Raw genomic sequence first — 19,334 nt, 5'->3', positions numbered from 1 at the left:
TTCCTGGCAACTCGAACCCGACGCGTTCAGGCTTCCGATTACACGCCGTTTTGTGGCGGCTTCACGGCGCAATGCGCCGTGTGTCGCCAGATGAGTCTGAATGCTTCCGTGTGTTGCCCGCCTGTCACACATGCCCGGCCCGACTGTGTCGAGCCGGATACGCTCAAGCGGTGCGGGATAATTGCGCGATGGCGGAGAGCACCTTTTCCTTCCGGGCGAGATATTCCTCGCGTTTCTCGCGCTCGGCCTCGACCACTTCTTCGGGTGCGCGGGCCACGAAGGAGGCATTGGACAGCTTGCCGTCGATGCGCGCCACTTCCTGGTCGAGCTTGCCTTCCTCCTTACGCAGGCGGATGAGCTCCTCGGCGAGGTCGACGATGCCGACAAGCGGCAAGGCTGCCACCTCCCCGCGCACCACCATCTGCACGGACTCGCCCGGCATCTGCTCGGCGAGCGTGATGTCGGAGAGGCGCGCCAGCCGGCGGATGGCGTCGTCCCACACCGCCGCGCGCAATTGCGTGGCCGCGGACGCATCCACCAGAACCAGTGGAATCTGGCTGCCAGCCGGCACGTTCATCTCGGCTCGAACGGAGCGCACCTCGGTGATCAGGTCGACCACCCAGCCGACCTCCGCCTCGGCGTCTAGGGCTTCCAGACCCGACAGTTCCGGCCAGGGGGCAAGCGCCAGCAGGCCCTTGCGCGTTGGCCCTTGCTCGCCGGTGCGAGCCCACAATTCCTCGGTGAGGAAAGGCATGAACGGGTGCAGAAGCTTCAAAGCCACGTCCAGCACGAAGGCTGTGGTGGCACGCGTTTCCGCTTTCGCCGGGCTATCGGGACCAGCCAGAACGGGTTTTGCAAGCTCCAGATGCCAGTCGCAGAACACGTTCCAGATGAAGCGATAGACCGCGCCCGCCGCGTCGTTGAAGCGATAGGCGGCCAGCGCCGCGTTCAGGTCCGCCGTGGTGCGAGCGGCTTCACCGATGATCCAGCGGTTGAGCGTGCCTTCCACCTCCGAGGGGTTGAAACCTTCCACCCGCTCGCACCCGTTCATCTGGGCGAAACGCACCGCATTCCAGAGCTTGGTCGCGAAATTGCGGTAACCTTCGACGCGCGAAGTGGCGAGCTTGATGTCCCGGCCTTGCGCTGCCATCGCCGCGAGCGTGAACCGCAGCGCGTCAGCGCCATATTGGTTGATGAGGTCGAGAGGGTCGATGACGTTGCCCTTGGACTTCGACATCTTCGCCCCCTTCTCGTCCCGGACGAGGGCGTGGATATAGACGTCCTTGAACGGCACGTCGGGCATGAAATGGAGGCCCATCATCATCATCCGGGCGACCCAGAAGAAGATGATGTCGAAGCCGGTGACCAGGACCGAGGTCGGATAGAATTTTGCCAGTTCCGGCGTCTCGTCCGGCCACCCCATGGTGGAGAAGGGCCACAGTGCCGAGGAGAACCAGGTGTCGAGCACGTCCTCGTCGCGGGTGAGGAAGGCGGCGCGCTTCTCCTCGTCGTCGATCAGCGCCTGGGCCTCTTCCGGCGTCAGGTTTTCAGCGGCCACATTCTTGGCAAGCGCGGCCTCGAAAGCCTGATCTTCGTCCAGTTCGACGAACACGTTCCCGAACGGATCGTACCACGCCGGAATCTGGTGGCCCCACCACAGCTGGCGGGAGACACACCAGGGCTGAATGTTCTCCAGCCACTCGAAATAGGTCTTTTCCCAATTCTTCGGCACGAAGGTGGTCTTGCCCTCGCGCACCGCGGCGAGCGCTGGCTGGGCCAGGGTATGCGCGTCAACATACCATTGGTCGGTCAGCCACGGCTCGATGACCACGCCCGAGCGGTCGCCATGGGGCACGACATGGGGATGCGGCTCGACCTTCTCCAGCAGCTCAAGGTTGGTCAGCAGCTCGACGATCTGCTTGCGCGCCACGAAGCGGTCCGTGCCGTTCAGCAGAGTCAGCACGCCGCCGAAATCTGGATCGTCCACATAGGCGTCGCGCCGGGCTGCGAAATCGTCCTGGATGCCCGTAACGTCTATGCGCGCTTCGGCATCGAGGATGTTGATCATTGGGAGATGATGCCGGCGGCCCACCTCGAAATCGTTGAAATCGTGCGCCGGGGTGATCTTCACCGCGCCCGAACCCTTCTCCGGATCGGAATATTCATCGGCGACGATGGGAATACGCCGGCCGACCAAGGGCAGGATCACGAACTTGCCGACCAGGTCGGCATAGCGCTCGTCTTCCGAGTGCACCGCGACCGCGGTATCGCCCAACATGGTTTCGGGACGGGTGGTGGCAACCACGATGAAACGTTCGTCCTCCCCTTCCACGGGGTAGCGCAGGTGCCAGAGGTTGCCCTTCATCTCGATCGGCTGGACTTCCAGGTCGGAGATGGCCGTGACGAGCTTCGGGTCCCAATTGACCAGGCGCTTGTCCTTGTAGATTAGCCCGGCGCGGTGGAGTTCGACGAACACCTTGAGCACTGCGCGCGAGAGTCCCTCGTCCATGGTGAAGCGCTCGCGCGACCAGTCGCAGGAGGCACCGAGGCGCTTTAGCTGGTTAACGATGGTGCCGCCGGATTCTTCCTTCCAGGCCCAAACCCGTTCGATGAAGGCGGCGCGGCCCATCTCGCGGCGGCTCGGCTCTTGGCGCTGCGTGAGCTGGCGCTCCACCACCATCTGCGTCGCGATGCCGGCATGGTCCATGCCCGGCTGCCAAAGCACGTCCTTGCCGCGCATGCGTTCATAACGCGCGAGCACGTCCTGAAGCGTGTTGTTGAGCGCATGCCCCATGTGGAGCGAACCGGTGACGTTCGGCGGCGGGATGACGATGGAAAAGCCAGGGGCGTCCTTGCGCTCGGGCCGTCCGCATCGAAACGCCTGCGCCTCTTCCCAGGCGGCGGAGATGCGCGTCTCGACGGCGGCGGGATCGAACACTTTTTCCAGCATGCGCAAAGCTCCACGGGCACCATGCGCCCGGCATCGAATTCTCTAGACGTCGCCTTAAAGCCGTACGGCGGCCCCGTCGTCAACGGGGCCGCCGTACTGGGGGCGATTCAGATGATAGGACGACGTCAGCGGGCGGTGCGCGAGACCCTCTCGATTTCGGCCCGTACCAGGCGCTCAACGATGGCGGGCAGATTGGCGTCCAGCCATTCCTTCAACATCGGGCGCAGGATTTCCTTCACGAGATCTTCGACCGTGCGCTCGTGGGACGGAAGCGCCATGTCTCCCAGGGATTCGAACGCGGCCGCAACCGCCGCATCCACGGCTGGCGACAGCAGGTCCTTGCGCCGGGGCGAATCCCCGAACGGCCGAGACGCCGTATCAGGTGTGCGCGAAGCAGCGGGCCAAGCGGCCGGCTCGTGGGTGTCGGCACGGGAGTTGGTGGGCTGGGCCTGAGTCGCCGGCTGGGAAACCGGTGCCCGCGGCGGTACGTCACCGGGGGCGGGATAATCAGCCATGTCCTCGTCCTCGCTGTAGGGCATGCCTATCGACCCGCCCACTTCATCCCACCCGGCAGCAGGGTCTTCGTAACGGTCCAGGCCAAGCGCAACCGGCTCGGCGAACGGATCGCGAGTTGGACGGGGCGGGGTCTGGCGGGCTGCGGCAGCTTCTTGGTCGGATTGCCGAGACGACGCCGGACGGAACCCATCGGCGTCATGAGCGGCAGGGCGGCCCCCGTCCTGGCGCGACGTCGGTTGGCGCGGGGGCTCCCGAACCTGGGCCTCTTGTCGCGGAGCAGAATCGCTGCGGCGCGACGGCTCGGGACGGGCAGATGGCGCAAAGCGCGTATCGTCGCCCAGGCTCCGGCGTGGAGGCACATCCTTGGCGGTAGGCGGAGCCTCACGCCGGGATGGCGCGTCATCGTCGGAGATGATCCGGCGGATGGAGGCCAGGATCTCATCCATGGAGGGTTCTTGCGGCTTGGGGTTCGCGGACATGTCTCGACCTCGGCCGAAGACGTCCTTCAAACCGCGCGCGACGCTACGATTGATCAGGGACGCCAGAATCGCACCTATATTTCAATATGGCATCACGGCGCGCGCCGGCGATCAAGTCCGCCGGCGCAAGAAGGTCATTTTCCGTCAGGAGTGCGCAGTCCGACCCAGCTGTCACGCACCTGCTGATAGTGCACTTTGGGATCATATACCGGCACTTTGAGGCCGAGGGAGACCGCGTCCAGCTTTCCGATCACCGAAACGAGCGAATAGGCGGCGACCACCCGGTCGCGCTGCGCCTGAACCAGGGCCGACTTCGAATTTGTCAGGTCGGTCTGCGCATTCAGCACGTCGGTGGTGGTGCGCTGGCCCACCCGCCATTCCTCGCGCACGCCTTCAAGGGCAAGTGTGTTGGCGGCCACCTGCGACTGAGCGGCTTCGATCTGCGCTTTGGCGGCCTCGAGAGCGCCCCAGAACTGAACGCCCTGCGTGCGCACCAGATCGCGGTTCACATCGACCTCGATCCGCGCCTGGCTCAGAAGTTCCTTGGCCTGGCGAACGGCAGAGTATTCGGCACCGCCCTGGTAGATTGGCACCGCCAGGTTCAGCGTGACTGCGGCGCCGAACGATTGGTCGACCGATTGGCTCTGATCGTAGGACTGGAGCACCTGTCCCTGCACGTTCAGGTTCGGGGCAAGCCCCCCCTCCGCCATCCGAACCTTGAAGTTCGCGGCATCGACAGCAAACTGCGCCGCAACGATTGCCGGGTTTTGTGTCAGGCCGGCGCCGAGGACGCCGGAGAGCTTTGCCGGTAAGCGACGTTCGACGGCGGTCGACGGAGGCACCAGTTTCCCCGGCTCGACGCCGATCACCTGACGGTACACCGCACGGAACGACGACAGATTCGCGATCGCCTGCGCCAGCTCAGACTGCGCACCGGCCACCCGGGCCTCGGCCTGGGCGACGTCGGTGCGGGTCACTTCGCCCACGTTGAAACGATCACGGGTCGCGCGCAATTCCTGATTGAGGGCGGCAAGGTTTTGCTGCTGCAGTTCCAGGAGCGCGATGCCCTGGATCACATCCATGAACGCGGTGACGCCGTTGAGCATCACACTCTGTTCGGTGTTGCGCAGTACTTCGCGCTGGCCCTTCACTTGCGATTCAGCGTTGCGCGTGGTGTTGGCAGTGAGAAAGCCGTTGAAGATCGTCTGGGTCACGGTCAGGTTGGCGGAACGCGGCACGAGGCTGCCGGAGGTGCTCACGCCGGCTGACTTGGAGCGTGCGTATTCGCTGCCGGCGCTGACACCGGCGGAAATGTTGGGACGATAGCCGGACAGCGCCTGCGGCACGTTCTCGTCGACTGCCCTGGTGCCTGCGCGTTGTGAATTCAAGGTCGGATTATTGATGTAGGCGGCCGCCAGCGCGGCTTCGAGACTCTGAGCCGACGCACTGCCAGACCATGCTCCCGCGCTGAGGGCGGAAGCTGCGGCCAGCACATAGATGCGTCGGCGAACCTGTGTCGCAAGCGACATGAATATCTCCCCGACCAACGCGAAGCCGCACGACGACAAGGTGCGGCACATGACGCGCGGAACTTAAGCCGACCTTAACCCCCTGTCCGGTCGGAGGGAACCGACCGGTTCGATGCGGTAGTGCTTTTCCGCCCTACCGCGGCAGATGCGCCACAGGTTGTTCAGAAAGTGAAGCGCGGCGGGGCTTCAAAGCCTGCAACGGGCGGCACGGCGGCGTTGAAGACGACCCGCTCGCTGATGGCGCCGTTCACCTTGGTGAATACCGCAGCCCGGCCTGCTCCGCCACGGCCGACCACCGTCACCAGCCGTCCGCCTTCCTTGAGCTGAGCGAACAGCGCCTCGGGCACGATCTCCACCGACCCATTGATGAAGATCACGTCGTAAGGAGCCTCGGGTGCCCAGCCGCCGGTAAGGGAACCCTGGAAGCCGGCGACATTCGTGACGGACAAATCGGCAAGAGTCGCGGCTGATTCGGAGATCAACTCCGCATCGTCATCAACCGCCACTACCTGCCCGGCGAGGCGGCCGAGAATGGCTGCGGAATAGCCCGTGCCCATGGCAATATCGAGAACCAGATCGTCAGCCTGCACATCGGCGAGCTGAAGCAGCTTCGCCAGCACCATAGGTTCCATGAGATAGCGTGCGGGGGAACCGACGCTGGGTGCGCGAACCACCAGGTCGTCGTCGATGTAGGCCAGCGACCTGAGCGCCGCAGGCACGAAACGCTCGCGTGGGATCTCAAGCATGGCCGCGACGATCCGCGGATCGGTCACATCATTGGCACGGACCTGCCCGTCCACCATCCCGCGGCGCAGTTCGGCGAAATCGATCATCTGTGGCCCTCCGAGCGGTGCCGTGATGCTTTAATCCTTCCACGCAAGAGCCACAGACCTGCCGCTTTTGCAAGTCGCCGGGACGGGCGACCATGAGCTTCCGTCCCGGCAGCCGCGCTTGATCTTCAGGCGTTCAACTGTGCGTCACGTGCCAGCCGCGGGTCATTTTCCCGCGATGTCGACGATCCCGGCAACCGTGACTTGGCGGAAGATCACATGGTCGCCAACCTTGATCTTCTTGAACTCGTCCTTGCCCTCGGGGATCTGGATCGAGACGCTGTTGCCGGCCGGACCCTTCAAGGTAACGCTACGCGAGTCGAGAGCGACGGCGGTTACGGTCGCGGCAATCTCCCGTCGATCCGTGACGACGGCCGCCGGACGTGTGCCCGCAGGTGCAGTGTCCAGCGTCTTTACGTCGGTCGGTACCGGCGTTCCATCGTTGGGATGCACGATCTGGATCTCCGTCGCCTGCTCCATGCCAGCGACGACCGTGTCTCCGACCTTGATCTGCGGGAAATTCTGCATCTCATCGCCGGCCTTCAAGGCGAGCCAATTGCCCTCCGCTCCGATCAGAGTGATCATTCGGGTCTTGGCATCCACCGCCGACACCTTGGCAGCGACTGTGGTCTTGACCACAAAGGCCACGGTGAGAATCGGGTCGGCTGCGAAGGACAGGGTCGGCAACAGCGCCATCACGCCGACGGCGAGGAGTTTGCGCATATGCATGGACTTGGTCTCCCGGTGTTTCCGTCTTCCGCGAGACGGAATGCGGGTGGCTTGCCGGAAGGTCAGCTCCTGCGCAAGCGCCACGGTTGAGCTTCCTTGTCGCGCCCACCAGCGCCGTGCCGGCTCGATTTCGAGGTTCGAGAGGCGCAGAACGACACCTGGCCCGGGGCTCTTCCCACAGGCCCCTCTTGCCCCCCGGGACTTCCTGCTTTAGTTAGCGCCGCTACGAGGCCACGTGGCGGAGTGGTTACGCAGCGGACTGCAAATCCGTGCACCCCGGTTCGATTCCGGGCGTGGCCTCCAGTTTCGTGCGCGGCCCAATGCCCTTTTTGCGATGCCCGTCTCGCCAGGATGCACGAAATTGAACCGCCGCTATGATGGCGAAGCATGGGCGTGGCACGCGGCTCGTGCCCGGAGATTTAGATGAGCTTTTCGCCGCTGAAGCGCCTTGGCGCGTACATGCAAAAAGATGAGACCTCGCGGCTCATCCATCGCCTTTTCATCTCCGACGGCCGACGTCACTGGAAGGGCTACGCGACGGCGTTCAGTTTCATGGGGCTTATGGCGGCTTCAACTGGCGCCATGGCCTATCTGATGAAATCAGCCGTTGATTCCATTTTCGTCTCCCCCACTGCCGAAGCGGTGTGGGCGGTGGCGATTGCCATGATGTTGCTTTCGACCGTCAAGGGTGTGTCCGCCTACGCCCAGTCAGTGACCATGGCGAAGGTTGGCAATCGAATCGTCGCCGACAATCAGAAGCGGATCTTTGATCGGCTGCTGAATCAGGACGTGAGCTATTACGCCGCCCGGCACACAGCCGACATCACGATGCGCTTTTCCATCGGGGCAAATTCGGCGCGGGATGCGCTGAACCTCGTCATCACCTCCATCGGCAGAGATTTTCTGTCGCTGATCGCGTTGGTTTCGGTCGCCATCATCCAGGACCCCTTCCTCGCCATCGTCGCCTTAGTTGTGATGCCGATCGCGGTGATGGGCACCCGCAAGCTGGTGAAGAAGGCAAAGAACATCTTCAAGCGCGAGTTCGCGAGCGGCATCAAGCTCAACACCACCGCCATGGAATTCATCCAGGGCGTGCGGACGGTGAAGGCCTATACGCTGGAAACAATCATGCGGGGGCGCGTCTACAGTTACGTGGACGACGTGGAGCGTGCCTCCAACAATTTGATGAAGACCCAGGCCAAGTCGAGCCCGCTGATGGAGACGTTGGGCGGCTTCGCCATCGCCGGCGTGATTCTTTATGCCGGCTACAACGTCGTGGTGCTGAACAAGACCCCCGGCGAGTTCTTCTCGGTGCTCACCGCTCTCTTGCTGGCCTACGAACCCGCCAAGCGGCTCTCCCGGTTCCAAGTTGAGCTGGCCGGGATGATGGTGGGCACGAACATGCTGTTCGAGATCCTCGACACGCCGGGTGCCGAGCAGGAGCCGGCGGACATGCCGCTTCTACCCGTCGGCCCCGGCCGAGTGGATTTCAACGAGGTGGAATTCGCCTATCGTCCCGGCGAACCCGTTCTGCGCAGCATTTCTCTCGCCGCCGAGCCCGGCCAGACGACCGCTCTTGTGGGCACCTCCGGCGGTGGAAAAAGCACTATTATCAGCCTGATCGAGCGCTTCTACACTCCCACAACCGGCACCGTTTCGATCGACGGGCACGATGTGACGAAGTTCAAGCGCATATCTGTGCGCGCGGCCTCTGCCCTGGTCAGCCAGGACGTCTATCTGTTCTCCGGGACGGTGAAGGAAAACATCGGGTTCGGGCGACCCGATGCCAGCGATGAGGAAATCATCGAAGCGGCAAAGGCGGCCCATGCCCACGACTTCATCATGGGCTTCGAGCATGGGTACGATACCCAGGTCGGCGAGCACGGCGCCCAGCTCTCCGGCGGCCAGCGCCAGCGTATCGCGATCTCTCGCGCCTTCCTGAAGAATGCGCCCATCCTGCTTCTGGACGAGGCCACTGCAGCGCTGGACAGCGAGTCGGAGGCGGAGGTTCAGAAGGCCCTGGTGGCCCTTCAGAGCCGACGGACCACCATCGTCATCGCTCATCGTCTCCAGACCATCGTGCGCGCCGACAAGATTTGCGTGGTGGACGGCGGGCGCGTGGTCGAGAGCGGTCGTCATGAGGAGCTGATGGCCAAGCGCGGCCGGTATTTCAGCTTCTACCAAATGCAATTCGCCCACGAGAACGAGCACAAGGACAAGGCCGCAGAGGCCCCTGCCCTTCTCTCGGCGTGAGCCGTTAAAAATCAAAGGCTTGGGGGACATACCCCCAGGCTTTTCGCTTGTCCCGCGCAATTCTCTCGGTTTATGTCTTCACAAGCCGGCACACGGTTGCTATATCGCCGGCCTCGCAAGTGAGCACCTGTTCCCCGGTAGCTCAGTGGTAGAGCAACCGGCTGTTAACCGGTTGGTCGCTGGTTCGAATCCGGCCCGGGGAGCCACCACCTGTCTCAGGAGTGGCTTGATACTGCGAGCGTTTCCACATTTCGTCCGGCCTCTTTGCTGCGCCCGACGGACCAATAACTCTATCGCGACCGCCCGTTCTTTGATCTGCGCTGCATTATGCGCGCATGCGCAATCCTCATGTCGCGCGGCTGCAATGGTGCGTGCTTGGGAGAAGCGGTAGGTTGCCGAGGACACGAATTGGAAATTTAAGGCAGCTTCATGGACTTGCAGCTTAAGGGGCAGACCGGCCTCGTCACCGGCGGAACGGCCGGAATCGGCCTTGAAATCGCGCGCACCTTGGCCCGGGAGAACGCGCGTGTCGTGATCACCGGTCGCAACCAAGCCAAGCTCGATGATGCGATCGCCGACATCAAGGGCTCGGGTGGCGGCGATGTCATCGGCGTGCTCGCGGACGCCGCCACTGCCGAGGGCGCGGCGACGATCGCGCAGGCGATCCCTGCGGTCGATATCCTGATCAATAATCTGGGCATCTACGAGAGTAAGGCATTTGGCGAGATTACTGACGCCGACTGGACCCGCCTCTTCGAAGTGAACGTAATGAGCGGCGTGCGCCTGTCGCGCGCCTACCTGCCCGGGATGCTCGAGCGCAACCGCGGCCGAATCATTTTCATTGCCAGCGAATCGGGATTGGCGATCCCGACCGACATGATCCACTACGGGATGACCAAAACCGCCCAGCTCGCGGTTTCAAGGGGTCTGGCCCAGATGACCCGCGGCACCAACGTCACCGTGAACACGGTCATGCCGGGCCCGACACGCTCCGAGGGCATCGAGGCCTTTCTCCGCAGCCAGGCCAGCGATCCAAGCGCGCCGCTCAAGGAAATCGAAGCGGAATTTTTCGCGAAGGCGCGGGCGGCTTCGATCATCCAGCGCATGATCGAGGCTGAGGAGATCGCCAATCTCGTCGCCTATCTCGCAAGTCCCCGTTCGTCGGCGACAAATGGCGCTGCACTGCGCGCCGAGGGCGGGCTGGTCAACACGATCGCCTGATCCACGAAGCCAGGCCGCGGCGCGCAACCGAGTGCGTCGTGCGCTTCGCTGCCGCCCGATCAGCCGCTGCCGAAGACAGACCAGCGCATCGCCTTCGCCAGCTTTTCTAGGGCAATCGATCCGAGGACCGAATTACCGAAGCGGTCGAGCCCCGGCGACCAAACCGCGATCGATGCCTTCCCAGGCGCCACGGCAAGAATACCGCCGCCAACGCCGCTCTTTCCCGGCAGGCCGACACGAAAGGCAAAGTCGCCCGAGCCGTCATAATGCCCACACGTCAGCATCAGCGCAGCAATGCGTCGGGCTCGCTCAGAGGTCACCACCGTCCGGCCGGTGGTTGGAATCTTCCCGCCGAAGGCGATATAGCGCCCGGCCATGGCCAACTGGCGTGTGGTCATGGTGATGGCGCAATGGTGGAAATAGACCCCGAGCGCGTGGTCCACGGGGTGTTCCAGCACATTGAAGGCCCGCATGTAATTGGCGAGCGCAGTATTGAGAAAACCGGTCTGCTTCTCGGAGCGGGCCACATTCTCGTCGATCGCAATATCCTCGTCATCAGCGATAAAGCGGATAAAGCGCAGAATGGAGCCGAGGGCCTCGCGCGGCTGATGGCCGGAGAGCAGCACATCGGTAACGGCGATCGCGCCGGCATTGATGAAGGGATTGCGCGGCTTTCCCTTTTCATATTCGAGCTGGACGATCGAATTGAAGGCGTTGCCGGAGGGTTCTCGCCCGACCCTGTTCCACAGGTTGTCACCCAATTGCCCCAACGCGAGGGTGAGGGTGAACACTTTCGAAATGCTCTGGATGGAAAAGCGGGTTTCAGCGTCTCCCGCGCAGATCACCTCCCCATCATCCGTGGTGACGGCGATCGCGAACTGATCGGGCGACACCTTCGCAAGCTCCGGAATATAGCTCGCCACCGTCCCACGCTCGGCCTGTCGTGCCATCTCTGTGGCGATCTCCGCCACCACCTGTCTCAAGTCCGGCTTGAAATCGACCACCCGGCCCTCCCCCTCGATACATCGCCTGACTATAGCTCTCGCAATCGCGAAGGGTAGCCGGCCGCACCGCGGCAGCCATGCTTCGCTCCAAAAGGTTCTGTACGGTACGTGATGCCCGCCTCCCCTGCCCTCGTCTGGTTTCGCGACGACCTCCGACTCAGCGATAATCCCGCACTCTCCTGCGCCGCCCGCGACGGCCGGCCGGTTGCTGCAGTTTATATTCTGGAGGACCAGCCCCCTGCAGGGCGTGCGCTGGGCGGGGCGGCACGCTGGTGGCTCGCGCAGTCGATCAAGGCGCTCGATGGCGAATTGCGACGCAGCGGAAGCCGCTTGATTTTACGTCGTGGCAAAGCGGAACGCATCATTCCCGCCCTTGCGCAGGAGCTTGGAGCCGCCCTCATTGCCCTGAACAGCCGCACGGGCAAGGCGGAGCGCGGCATAGACGAAGCGGTTGCTGACGCGTTGCGCAGGCAGGATCGCGAGGCCCGCCTGTTTAACGGCCACCTGCTGCACGAGCTCGGGACGGTGCTTACAGCCATGGGCAGCTTGCCCCGCACTTTCTCGGCCTTTCACCGTGCGGCCCTCAAGGAGCGCACCTTGAAGGCCGCTCTCCCTCCTCCATCGAAGCTGGTCGCGTTTCAGCATGACGTCGCCAGCGATGACTTGGATGCATGGGGCCTGGAGCCCCGCCATCCCGATTGGGCCGGCGGACTGAGGGCGACGTGGCAGGTTGGTGAGGCAGCCGCGCATATAAGGCTGCAGGAATTCCTTGCGAGCGGACTGCGCGGCTATGGCGAATTGAGGGACCATCCCGGGCGCGCGCATGTCTCGCGCCTTTCCCCCCATCTGCGCTGGGGCGAAATTTCGCCCCGGCAGGTGCTTCAGGCGCTCCATTCCGCAGGCGAAGCGAGCGACATTCCCCTTCGCGATGTCGAAAAGTTCGAGGCGGAACTCTATTGGCGTGAGTTCAATCACCATATCCTCGACCAAGCTCCCGATCTTGCCGAGCGAAACCTGCAGGCTGCGTTCGATGGCTTCCCCTGGCGTGAAGCGCCGGCAGACCTTGAAGCCTGGCAACTGGGACGGACCGGCTATCCCATAATCGATGCCGCCATGCGTCAGCTCTGGCAGACAGGGTGGATCCACAATCGCGTGCGGATGGTCGCCGCTTCCTTTCTCACGAAGCATCTGCTGCTGGATTGGCGCGACGGCGAACGCTGGTTCTGGGACACGCTTGTGGATGCCGACCCCGCGAGCAATCCGGGCAACTGGCAATGGGTTGCCGGCACTGGGGTAGATGCCGCACCCTATTTCCGGATTTTCAATCCGGTCCTGCAAGGTGAGAAATTCGATCCTGACGCGCTTTATGTGCGAACCTTCGTGCCGGAACTCGCTCAATTGCCTTTAACCTTGATTCACAAACCCTGGACCGCTCCGCCTGCGGAGCTCGCGAAGGCCGGCGTCAGGCTCGGTCACAATTACCCGTATCCTGTCGTGGATCATGTCTTGGCGCGAGCTCGGGCTCTGGAGGCTTTCGCGCAGATCAAAGGTGGCTGAACGACCATGCGACGGGTTGGCGGTTGCCGCTCCCCGGAGCGTTCGGTAACGTTTGCCCCGCCATCTGGAGCCCGGTTATTCCATGCATATACGTAACGGCCTTGTAGAATCCATCGGCCACACGCCGCTCATCCGCCTGAAGAAGGCGTCCGAGGAGACCGGGTGCACCATCCTTGGCAAGGCCGAATTCCTCAATCCGGGCCAATCGGTGAAAGACCGGGCCGCGCTCGGCATCATTCAGGATGCCATCGCCAAGGGCACGCTTCAGCCCGGCGGCGTGATCGTGGAAGGCACTGCGGGCAATACAGGCATCGGGCTGGCGCTGGTGGCTGCGCCGTTCGGCTTCAAAACCGTGATCGTCATTCCCGAGACCCAGTCTCAGGAAAAGAAGGACATGCTGCGGCTCGCCGGCGCTACGCTGGTGGAGGTGCCTGCGGTGCCCTATTCCAACCCGAACAATTACGTGAAGGTCTCGGGGCGGCTCGCCGAAACGCTCGCCAAGACTGAGCCGAACGGCGCTGTCTGGGCCAACCAGTTCGACAATGTCGCCAATCGCCAGGCCCATTTCGACACCACCGGGCCTGAAATCTACGATCAGACCGACGGCAAGGTGAATGGCTTTGTGTGCGCGGTCGGCACGGGCGGCACGCTGGCGGGCATCGGCACGGCGCTGAAGGCGCGCAATCCCAACATCAAGATCGCCCTGGCCGATCCGTTCGGCGCCGCGCTCTATTCCTATTACACCACCGGCGTGCTGCACGCGGAAGGCTCGTCCATAACCGAGGGCATCGGCCAGGGGCGCATCACCGCGAACCTCGTGGACGCCCCGGTGGACTTCGCCTACCAGATCCCGGACGCCGAGGCGGTGCAGATCGTGTTCGACCTGCTGGAGCACGAGGGCCTGTGTCTCGGCGGCTCGTCAGGCATCAACGTCGCCGGCGCGATCCGCCTCGCGAAGGACCTGGGCCCAGGGCACACCATCGTCACCATTCTCTGCGACTACGGCACGCGCTATCAGTCCAAGCTGTTCAACCCCGAGTTTCTGCGTTCCAAGGACCTTCCCGTACCGGGCTGGCTGGAGCGCAAGACTGAGGTCCCGAACGTTCTCGTCTGATCCCACCGCCCTTCCCTCAACGCGGAACGCCCTTCATGACCTCCTCGCCGTATCTCGTCTCGACTCAATGGCTCGCGGACAATCTCAGCGCTCCGGATCTGGTGATCGTGGACGGCTCCTGGCACTTGCCGCCGACCGGGCGCAACGGCAAGGCGGAGTTCCTGGAGCATCACATTCCCGGCGCCGTGTTCTTCGACATCGACGCGATTTCCGACCAGTCCAGCGACTTGCCCCACATGCTGCCGGACGCCCTCGCCTTCTCCTCGGCGGTGGGCAAGCTGGGCATCGGCGATGGGCTGCGGATTGTGGTCTATGACCAACTCGGGCTGTTCTCTGCGGCCCGCATTTGGTGGACGTTCCGCGCCTTCGGGGCGGCAGAGGTGATGATTCTCGATGGCGGCTTGCCGCAATGGATGGCCGAGGGGCGGGACACCGAGAGCGGTGTCTCCGCCCGCCCGCCCGCGTCCTTCATGGCCCGGCTTGATCGCTCCATCATCGCCGACCTCGCACAGGTGGAGCGGGCGCTGACCGCTGGAACGAGCCAGGTGCTGGATGCGCGTCCTGCCGCCCGCTTCCGCGGCGAGGCACCGGAGCCGCGCGCGGGGATCGCTTCCGGCCATATCCCCGGTAGCCTCAACCTGCCCTTCAGCGAGATCGTCAAGGACGGCCATCTGGCCGAGCCCGCAGCATTGCGTGCCGCTTTGGAAGAGGCCGGCGTGGATCTCTCCCGTCCAGTCATCACGAGCTGCGGTTCGGGGGTTTCCGCGGCCATCCTGTGGTTGGCTTTGGACAGCATCGGCAAGCGCCCGCATGCGCTCTATGACGGCTCCTGGGCGGAATGGGCTTCCGCCGGCAAGCCGGTAGCCACCGGGCCGGAATAAGGCTCGGCCCTCGCTCGGAAGGCCCCCTCCCCAGCCCTCCCCCGGCAAGCGGGAGAGGGAGCGGATGGCGCTGCGCGACGCAAGGATTTTCCCGCGACACCGCCTTGTCCCCTCTCCCGCTTGCCGGGGGAGGGTTAGGGAGGGGGAAGAGAGCGAGGGGAGTCCGACCCGCTTACAGCAGCCCGAGCGAACGCAATTCGCGCTCCATCTCCGCCGGCAGGCCCGCCGCCCCCTTGCCCGCCGCGTCGAGATCGGCGGCCACATCCGCATCTTTGAGATAACGCCAGCCCTGGAACGGGCGGTGCGGACGCGGCGCCACGCGCACCACCTGTGGGTCCAGCACCAGGGTGCAGCGGCGGATGCCCTCGCCATCGACGAACGGGCGGATGTCGATCAGCCGTTGTCGGCACGAAATCTCCCCCTTGATCACCCAATAGAGCGAACCGCCGCCGAGCAATTCCTCGGTGCGGGTGGGCACCATGCGGGTGATATGCCCGTGTTCCACAGGCAGGCCGCGCGCCGCCTTGTCGGCCAGGCGCTCGGCGATCCAGTCGGTCAGATCCTCGATCGATTCGGCGCCGACGCACAGCTTGAGGAGGTGCAGAGGCTGGGCGGCCGCCACGGCGGACCCAGACGAGGCGGCCGGCGATGCCTTTGCCTTCGCAGCGGGAGATTTGGAGACTGCGGATTTGGCCGGGGATTTCGCGCTCATGCGGTGGCGGCCGGTTCCCGCTTGACCTGCGGCCAATCCACCTCGTCTTCGGCCAGCACCTCGCTTTCGCGCAGCGCCTCGGCTTTCCAGGTGATGAAATCCGGCTGGGCATGGATCGCGGCCACATAGGCTTCGCTCACATCGTCGAGCGGAACCGCATAGGTGCGCAGGCGTGTCGCGACGGGGGCAAACATCGCGTCCGCCGCGCAGAACGCGCCGAACAGGAAATCCCCGCCGCCGCCAAAGCGCTGGCGCGCCTCGCGGAAGATGGCGGTGACGCGGGCGACATCCCGCTCCACACCCTCGGCAAGGGCTAGCGGCTCCACCGGACGCCAGAGATTCATGGGCAGATGGCGGCGCAGGTGGTGGAACGAGGCGTGCATCTCGGCGCTGACGGACCGGGCGAAGGCCCGCGCGGCGGGACGCGTCGGCCAGAGCGGACGGCTCGGATGGGTTTCGGCCACATGCGCGATGATGGCGAGGGAATCCCACACCGGGATCTCGCCATCCACCAGAACCGGAACCCGGCCGGCGGTGCCGAGAGGCGCCAGAGCGGCCTTGAACGCATCCGTTCCAATGGCGATGCGCTGCTCCTCGAAGGCGATGCCGGCGGAGCGCAAGGCAAGCCACGGCCGCATCGACCATGAGGAATAATTCTTGTTTCCGATGATCAGCTTCAACGGCATGGCGGTTGTTTTCCCCAGGACCCTATGGGACTGGGCCGCGTGCCGTCAGCGGATCGAAGCGACGATGACGGGATCGAACCCGCCGAAGAGATAGACCACTGCAATGGTTGCAACAACAACGCCCAGGGCGGTGCGTGCGACGCACCAGCAGGATCGTTCGCTTTTTACGGTCATGATGACTGTCTGTGGTTGATGAGAGAAAGCACTGAATTCCGCTTGGGAACCTAGCGGCAGGGCTCATTCCGGCCACCTGCTTGTCACAATACCTAAGAAATTCCTAACGAAAGAGCAAGCCCCTCTTGCTGCGCCGCACCCGGGAAAACCGCATGGCTGCCCCCACCATCGAGCCTGATAAGATGGGCTTGCGTGAAACTGGCGGCGATGCCACAGCAGGCCATGACCCAAGCGCAAAACTCGACGGCGCCGGACGGCGCAGGGGAAGCGGCCCTCCCCTCTGAAGAAGAAGTGGGCCGGGCGATCCTCACGCTGGCCGCTCAGGACCCAGCCAAGACCATCGCGCCGGCGGAGGCGGCGGTGGCCCTGATGGGGCAGGCCCAATGGCAGCGCGCTCTGCCCGCCGTGCGCCGCGTTGCGATACGCTTGGCGCTTGAGGGGCGATTGGTGATCTATCGCAAGGGAAAGCCCGTTGACCCGCAGGATTTCCGGGGTGTCTACCGCCTCGGTCTGCCGCGCGAGGATTGACCCAGAAGACTGCTAGCCATCGCTGGAAGACGGTGGGAGCGGCACCCCTTCGCCGCAAACGGACCTACGGCGCTGGGAAAAGGGTCTTGGTCTTGCCGGCGAGATAATAAGCTACCAAACCGACCCATTCGCGAGTTGCGATATCCGTAAGGTCCTGGCCCTGGGCCGCGCGTGAAAATGGCGCGTCCAGCATGTCTGGCCGCACGGTGCGATAATCCACGGGATAAGCGGTGACGGAGAAATCCACCGCCCGGAAGCAGGCGATCGCGCGGGGCATGTGGAAGGCCGACGTCACCAGCAGCCAGCGCTGGCCAGGTTGCGGATTGGCCAGGGCACGGCTGAACTGTGCATTCTCGATGGTATTGCGCGAGCGCTGCTCGAATGTCACGCGTGAGACATCGACCCCCGCGTCTTCGAGCGCCCGCCGCTCCGCCTCGGCTTCAGGCGAGGTCATACTGTCGGGCGCGGTCGAGCCAGCCGCCACCAACAGCCGAGCGTCGGGGTATTTGCGGGACAGGGCGGAGAAGACGATGATCCGCTCGGCCGCGTCATTCACTGCCACGACGCCCCGTGCCATCGCCACGTCGGCCACTTCCGCCCCACCCAGCATGATGATGCCGTCGACCGGTTTGCCGTCGGGGACGAAGGGGGGGAAGCGTTCCTCCAGTGGAGACACGAGGTAGTTGGCGAGCGGGCTGAATCCGGTGACGAGCATGCCGAGCACGGCACAAGCGAGAATGAGACCCGCTGGCCGGCGCAGGCCCGTCATCATCAGGACCCCCCCGAACACGGCCAGCAGGAGCAAGAAGTTGGACGGCGAGGCGAAAAAACCGAGGATCGTCGCGACCGTATAAAAATCATCCATGTGCGCTCCTCTTCAGCCAAGCCAATAGCGCAGTCTTGGCCCAGCGCGAAGGTCGTGATGCGCAAGCACTCCGGCCGGTGCGCGCGCATCCCCGGTTTTGCGGCGAAGCCGGCCTCAGGCGGTCTTCTCGAACAGCTCACGGCCGATCAGCATGCGGCGGATCTCGCTGGTGCCGGCACCGATTTCGTAGAGCTTGGCATCCCGCAACAGGCGGCCGGTGGGGTAATCGTTGATATAGCCGTTGCCGCCCAGGGTCTGGATCGCCTCAAGGGCCATCCAGGTCGCCTTCTCGGCCGCGAACAGGATGGCCCCGGCCGCATCCTCGCGGGTGGTGGCGCCACGGTCGCAAGCCTTCGCTACGGCATACACATAGGCCCGCACAGCATTCATCGTGACATACATGTCGGCGATTTTGCCCTGCATCAGTTGGAACGTGCCGATGGGCTGGCCGAACTGCTTGCGCTCGTGGACATAAGGCAAAACCACGTCCATGCATGCCTGCATGATGCCGAGCGGCCCGGCTGCCAGGACAGCGCGCTCATAATCCAGCCCGGACATCAGCACGTTCACGCCCCGCCCGACCTCGCCGAGCACATTCTCCTCGGGAACCTCGCACGCTTCGAAAACCAGTTCGCAGGTGTCTGAGCCACGCATACCGAGCTTGTCGAGCTTCTGCGCCGTCGTGAAACCTTTGAAACCCTTCTCGATGAGAAACGCCGTCATGCCCCGCGCACCGGCTCCCGGGTCGGTCTTGGCATAGACCACCAGCGTCTCGGCAATGGGGCCGTTGGTGATCCACATCTTGTTGCCGGTCAGCACATAGCGGTCGCCTTTCTTCTCCGCGCGGGTCCGCATCGACACCACGTCGGAACCGGCGCCCGGCTCAGACATGGCGAGCGCGCCCACGTGCTCCCCGGAAATGAGCTTCGGCAGATACCGGCGCTTTTGCGCATCGGTGCCATTGCGCCGGATCTGGTTGATGCACAGGTTGGAATGCGCCCCATAGGACAGGCCAACCGACGCCGACGCGCGGCTGATCTCCTCCATGGCGATCACATGTTCCAGATATCCGAGGGCGGAGCCGCCATATTCCTCCTCCACGGTGATGCCCAGCAGGCCGAGTTCGCCAAGCTTGGGCCACAGGTCGCGAGGAAACTGATTGGTGCGATCGATCTCATCGGCTCGCGGAGCGATCTTGTCCTGGGAGAAGGCGCGCACGGTATCGCGCAGCATGTCGGCGGTTTCTCCGAGATCGAAGTCGAATCCGCGATGGGCGTTGGGCAACATGGTTTTCCTCCCGGGCGCG

The 19,334-nt window shown here is 63.9% G+C and carries 17 protein-coding genes and 2 tRNA genes; 8 read left to right on the top strand and 11 right to left on the bottom strand.

The genetic code is table 11. The features are described from left to right. Window positions 1-163: 163 nt before the first annotated feature. The 5 genes from V5F77_RS08460 to V5F77_RS08440 all read right to left on the bottom strand — a co-directional run bounded on the left by V5F77_RS08460 (window position 164) and on the right by V5F77_RS08440 (window position 7,033). Window positions 164-2,950, bottom strand: a complete 2,787-nt coding sequence (locus tag V5F77_RS08460; protein ID WP_429004907.1) for a valine--tRNA ligase — start codon at window positions 2,948-2,950, stop codon at window positions 164-166. 125 nt (window positions 2,951-3,075) lie between these two features. Continuing rightward, window positions 3,076-3,465 carry a PopZ family protein gene (locus tag V5F77_RS08455; protein ID WP_429004906.1) on the bottom strand — a complete coding sequence of 130 codons (390 nt, stop codon included), beginning with the start codon at window positions 3,463-3,465 and terminating at the stop codon, window positions 3,076-3,078. A gap of 614 nt (window positions 3,466-4,079) precedes the next feature. Further along, the gene (locus V5F77_RS08450) at window positions 4,080-5,474 is read right to left on the bottom strand and encodes a TolC family outer membrane protein (RefSeq protein WP_429004905.1); all 1,395 of its coding nucleotides are present in this window, start codon (window positions 5,472-5,474) and stop codon (window positions 4,080-4,082) included. A 161-nt stretch (window positions 5,475-5,635) separates the two neighbouring features. Continuing rightward, a complete protein-coding gene (locus tag V5F77_RS08445) occupies window positions 5,636-6,307 on the bottom strand; it encodes a protein-L-isoaspartate O-methyltransferase family protein (RefSeq protein ID WP_429004904.1) in 672 nt (223 codons plus the stop codon). 162 nt (window positions 6,308-6,469) lie between these two features. Beyond that, window positions 6,470-7,033, bottom strand: a complete 564-nt coding sequence (locus tag V5F77_RS08440; RefSeq protein ID WP_429004903.1) for a hypothetical protein — start codon at window positions 7,031-7,033, stop codon at window positions 6,470-6,472. Window positions 7,034-7,262: 229 nt separating this feature from the next. Between V5F77_RS08440 and V5F77_RS08435 the strand changes: the two genes are divergently transcribed. The 4 genes from V5F77_RS08435 to V5F77_RS08420 all read left to right on the top strand — a co-directional run bounded on the left by V5F77_RS08435 (window position 7,263) and on the right by V5F77_RS08420 (window position 10,507). Next, window positions 7,263-7,336: transfer RNA gene (locus V5F77_RS08435), tRNA-Cys, on the top strand. Window positions 7,337-7,456: 120 nt separating this feature from the next. After that, entirely contained in the window at window positions 7,457-9,286 is a 1,830-nt protein-coding gene (locus V5F77_RS08430; protein ID WP_429004902.1) for an ABC transporter ATP-binding protein, read from the top strand. Between the two features lie 131 nt (window positions 9,287-9,417). After that, window positions 9,418-9,492, top strand: a tRNA-Asn gene (locus V5F77_RS08425). Between the two features lie 223 nt (window positions 9,493-9,715). Continuing rightward, on the top strand, window positions 9,716-10,507 hold the full coding sequence (locus V5F77_RS08420; RefSeq protein WP_429004901.1) for an SDR family NAD(P)-dependent oxidoreductase: 792 nt from the start codon (window positions 9,716-9,718) through the stop codon (window positions 10,505-10,507). A 59-nt stretch (window positions 10,508-10,566) separates the two neighbouring features. On the opposite strand, the gene V5F77_RS08415 is transcribed toward V5F77_RS08420, so the two are convergent. Beyond that, window positions 10,567-11,511: a glutaminase gene (locus tag V5F77_RS08415; protein WP_429004900.1), complete on the bottom strand. Its 945-nt coding sequence runs from the start codon at window positions 11,509-11,511 to the stop codon at window positions 10,567-10,569. A 111-nt stretch (window positions 11,512-11,622) separates the two neighbouring features. Between V5F77_RS08415 and V5F77_RS08410 the strand changes: the two genes are divergently transcribed. The 3 genes from V5F77_RS08410 to sseA all read left to right on the top strand — a co-directional run bounded on the left by V5F77_RS08410 (window position 11,623) and on the right by sseA (window position 15,063). Beyond that, window positions 11,623-13,068 carry a cryptochrome/photolyase family protein gene (locus V5F77_RS08410; RefSeq protein ID WP_429004899.1) on the top strand — a complete coding sequence of 482 codons (1,446 nt, stop codon included), beginning with the start codon at window positions 11,623-11,625 and terminating at the stop codon, window positions 13,066-13,068. Between the two features lie 82 nt (window positions 13,069-13,150). Continuing rightward, window positions 13,151-14,182 carry a cysteine synthase A gene (locus V5F77_RS08405; RefSeq protein ID WP_429004898.1) on the top strand — a complete coding sequence of 344 codons (1,032 nt, stop codon included), beginning with the start codon at window positions 13,151-13,153 and terminating at the stop codon, window positions 14,180-14,182. Window positions 14,183-14,217: 35 nt separating this feature from the next. Further along, window positions 14,218-15,063: a 3-mercaptopyruvate sulfurtransferase gene (gene sseA, locus V5F77_RS08400; RefSeq protein WP_429004897.1), complete on the top strand. Its 846-nt coding sequence runs from the start codon at window positions 14,218-14,220 to the stop codon at window positions 15,061-15,063. A gap of 172 nt (window positions 15,064-15,235) precedes the next feature. On the opposite strand, the gene V5F77_RS08395 is transcribed toward sseA, so the two are convergent. From V5F77_RS08395 to V5F77_RS08385, 3 genes are read right to left on the bottom strand one after another with little or no spacing between them, the layout of a single operon-like run. Then, window positions 15,236-15,775 carry a DUF1489 family protein gene (locus V5F77_RS08395; RefSeq protein WP_429004896.1) on the bottom strand — a complete coding sequence of 180 codons (540 nt, stop codon included), beginning with the start codon at window positions 15,773-15,775 and terminating at the stop codon, window positions 15,236-15,238. Continuing rightward, window positions 15,772-16,461, bottom strand: coding sequence for a glutathione S-transferase family protein (locus V5F77_RS08390; protein ID WP_429004895.1), 690 nt, complete (start codon window positions 16,459-16,461; stop codon window positions 15,772-15,774). The genes V5F77_RS08395 and V5F77_RS08390 overlap by 4 nt, the downstream gene beginning before the upstream one ends. Before the next feature lie 45 nt (window positions 16,462-16,506). Further along, the gene (locus V5F77_RS08385; protein WP_429004894.1) at window positions 16,507-16,635 is read right to left on the bottom strand and encodes a hypothetical protein; all 129 of its coding nucleotides are present in this window, start codon (window positions 16,633-16,635) and stop codon (window positions 16,507-16,509) included. Window positions 16,636-16,857: 222 nt separating this feature from the next. Between V5F77_RS08385 and V5F77_RS08380 the strand changes: the two genes are divergently transcribed. Then, on the top strand, window positions 16,858-17,163 hold the full coding sequence (locus V5F77_RS08380; protein WP_429004893.1) for a DUF3253 domain-containing protein: 306 nt from the start codon (window positions 16,858-16,860) through the stop codon (window positions 17,161-17,163). A gap of 64 nt (window positions 17,164-17,227) precedes the next feature. Here the strand turns inward: V5F77_RS08380 and V5F77_RS08375 are convergent, their stop codons facing one another. Together V5F77_RS08375 and V5F77_RS08370 are read right to left on the bottom strand one after the other, a co-directional pair. Further along, a complete protein-coding gene (locus V5F77_RS08375) occupies window positions 17,228-18,028 on the bottom strand; it encodes a YdcF family protein (RefSeq protein ID WP_429004892.1) in 801 nt (266 codons plus the stop codon). Window positions 18,029-18,142: 114 nt separating this feature from the next. Next, complete coding sequence (locus V5F77_RS08370) at window positions 18,143-19,315, bottom strand: isovaleryl-CoA dehydrogenase (protein ID WP_429004891.1); 1,173 nt, start codon at window positions 19,313-19,315, stop codon at window positions 18,143-18,145. Between the last annotated feature and the right edge of the window lie 19 nt (window positions 19,316-19,334).

This window comes from Roseixanthobacter psychrophilus (genome assembly GCF_043195195.1).
Taxonomy (GTDB): Bacteria; Pseudomonadota; Alphaproteobacteria; order Rhizobiales; family Xanthobacteraceae; genus NCEH01.
This window is presented reverse-complemented; position numbering and strand designations above follow the sequence as displayed.

Coding starts and splice junctions, on each gene's coding strand:
- V5F77_RS08455 (WP_429004906.1), bottom strand. CDS start 3,465: ATGGCTGATTATCCCGCCCCCGGTGACGTACCGCCGCGGGCACCGGTT.
- sseA (WP_429004897.1), top strand. CDS start 14,218: ATGACCTCCTCGCCGTATCTCGTCTCGACTCAATGGCTCGCGGACAAT.
- V5F77_RS08390 (WP_429004895.1), bottom strand. CDS start 16,461: ATGCCGTTGAAGCTGATCATCGGAAACAAGAATTATTCCTCATGGTCG.
- V5F77_RS08380 (WP_429004893.1), top strand. CDS start 16,858: ATGACCCAAGCGCAAAACTCGACGGCGCCGGACGGCGCAGGGGAAGCG.
- V5F77_RS08370 (WP_429004891.1), bottom strand. CDS start 19,315: ATGTTGCCCAACGCCCATCGCGGATTCGACTTCGATCTCGGAGAAACC.
- V5F77_RS08410 (WP_429004899.1), top strand. CDS start 11,623: ATGCCCGCCTCCCCTGCCCTCGTCTGGTTTCGCGACGACCTCCGACTC.
- V5F77_RS08460 (WP_429004907.1), bottom strand. CDS start 2,950: ATGCTGGAAAAAGTGTTCGATCCCGCCGCCGTCGAGACGCGCATCTCC.
- V5F77_RS08445 (WP_429004904.1), bottom strand. CDS start 6,307: ATGATCGATTTCGCCGAACTGCGCCGCGGGATGGTGGACGGGCAGGTC.
- V5F77_RS08375 (WP_429004892.1), bottom strand. CDS start 18,028: ATGGATGATTTTTATACGGTCGCGACGATCCTCGGTTTTTTCGCCTCG.
- V5F77_RS08420 (WP_429004901.1), top strand. CDS start 9,716: ATGGACTTGCAGCTTAAGGGGCAGACCGGCCTCGTCACCGGCGGAACG.
- V5F77_RS08385 (WP_429004894.1), bottom strand. CDS start 16,635: ATGACCGTAAAAAGCGAACGATCCTGCTGGTGCGTCGCACGCACCGCC.
- V5F77_RS08440 (WP_429004903.1), bottom strand. CDS start 7,033: ATGCATATGCGCAAACTCCTCGCCGTCGGCGTGATGGCGCTGTTGCCG.
- V5F77_RS08450 (WP_429004905.1), bottom strand. CDS start 5,474: ATGTCGCTTGCGACACAGGTTCGCCGACGCATCTATGTGCTGGCCGCA.
- V5F77_RS08405 (WP_429004898.1), top strand. CDS start 13,151: ATGCATATACGTAACGGCCTTGTAGAATCCATCGGCCACACGCCGCTC.
- V5F77_RS08395 (WP_429004896.1), bottom strand. CDS start 15,775: ATGAGCGCGAAATCCCCGGCCAAATCCGCAGTCTCCAAATCTCCCGCT.
- V5F77_RS08430 (WP_429004902.1), top strand. CDS start 7,457: ATGAGCTTTTCGCCGCTGAAGCGCCTTGGCGCGTACATGCAAAAAGAT.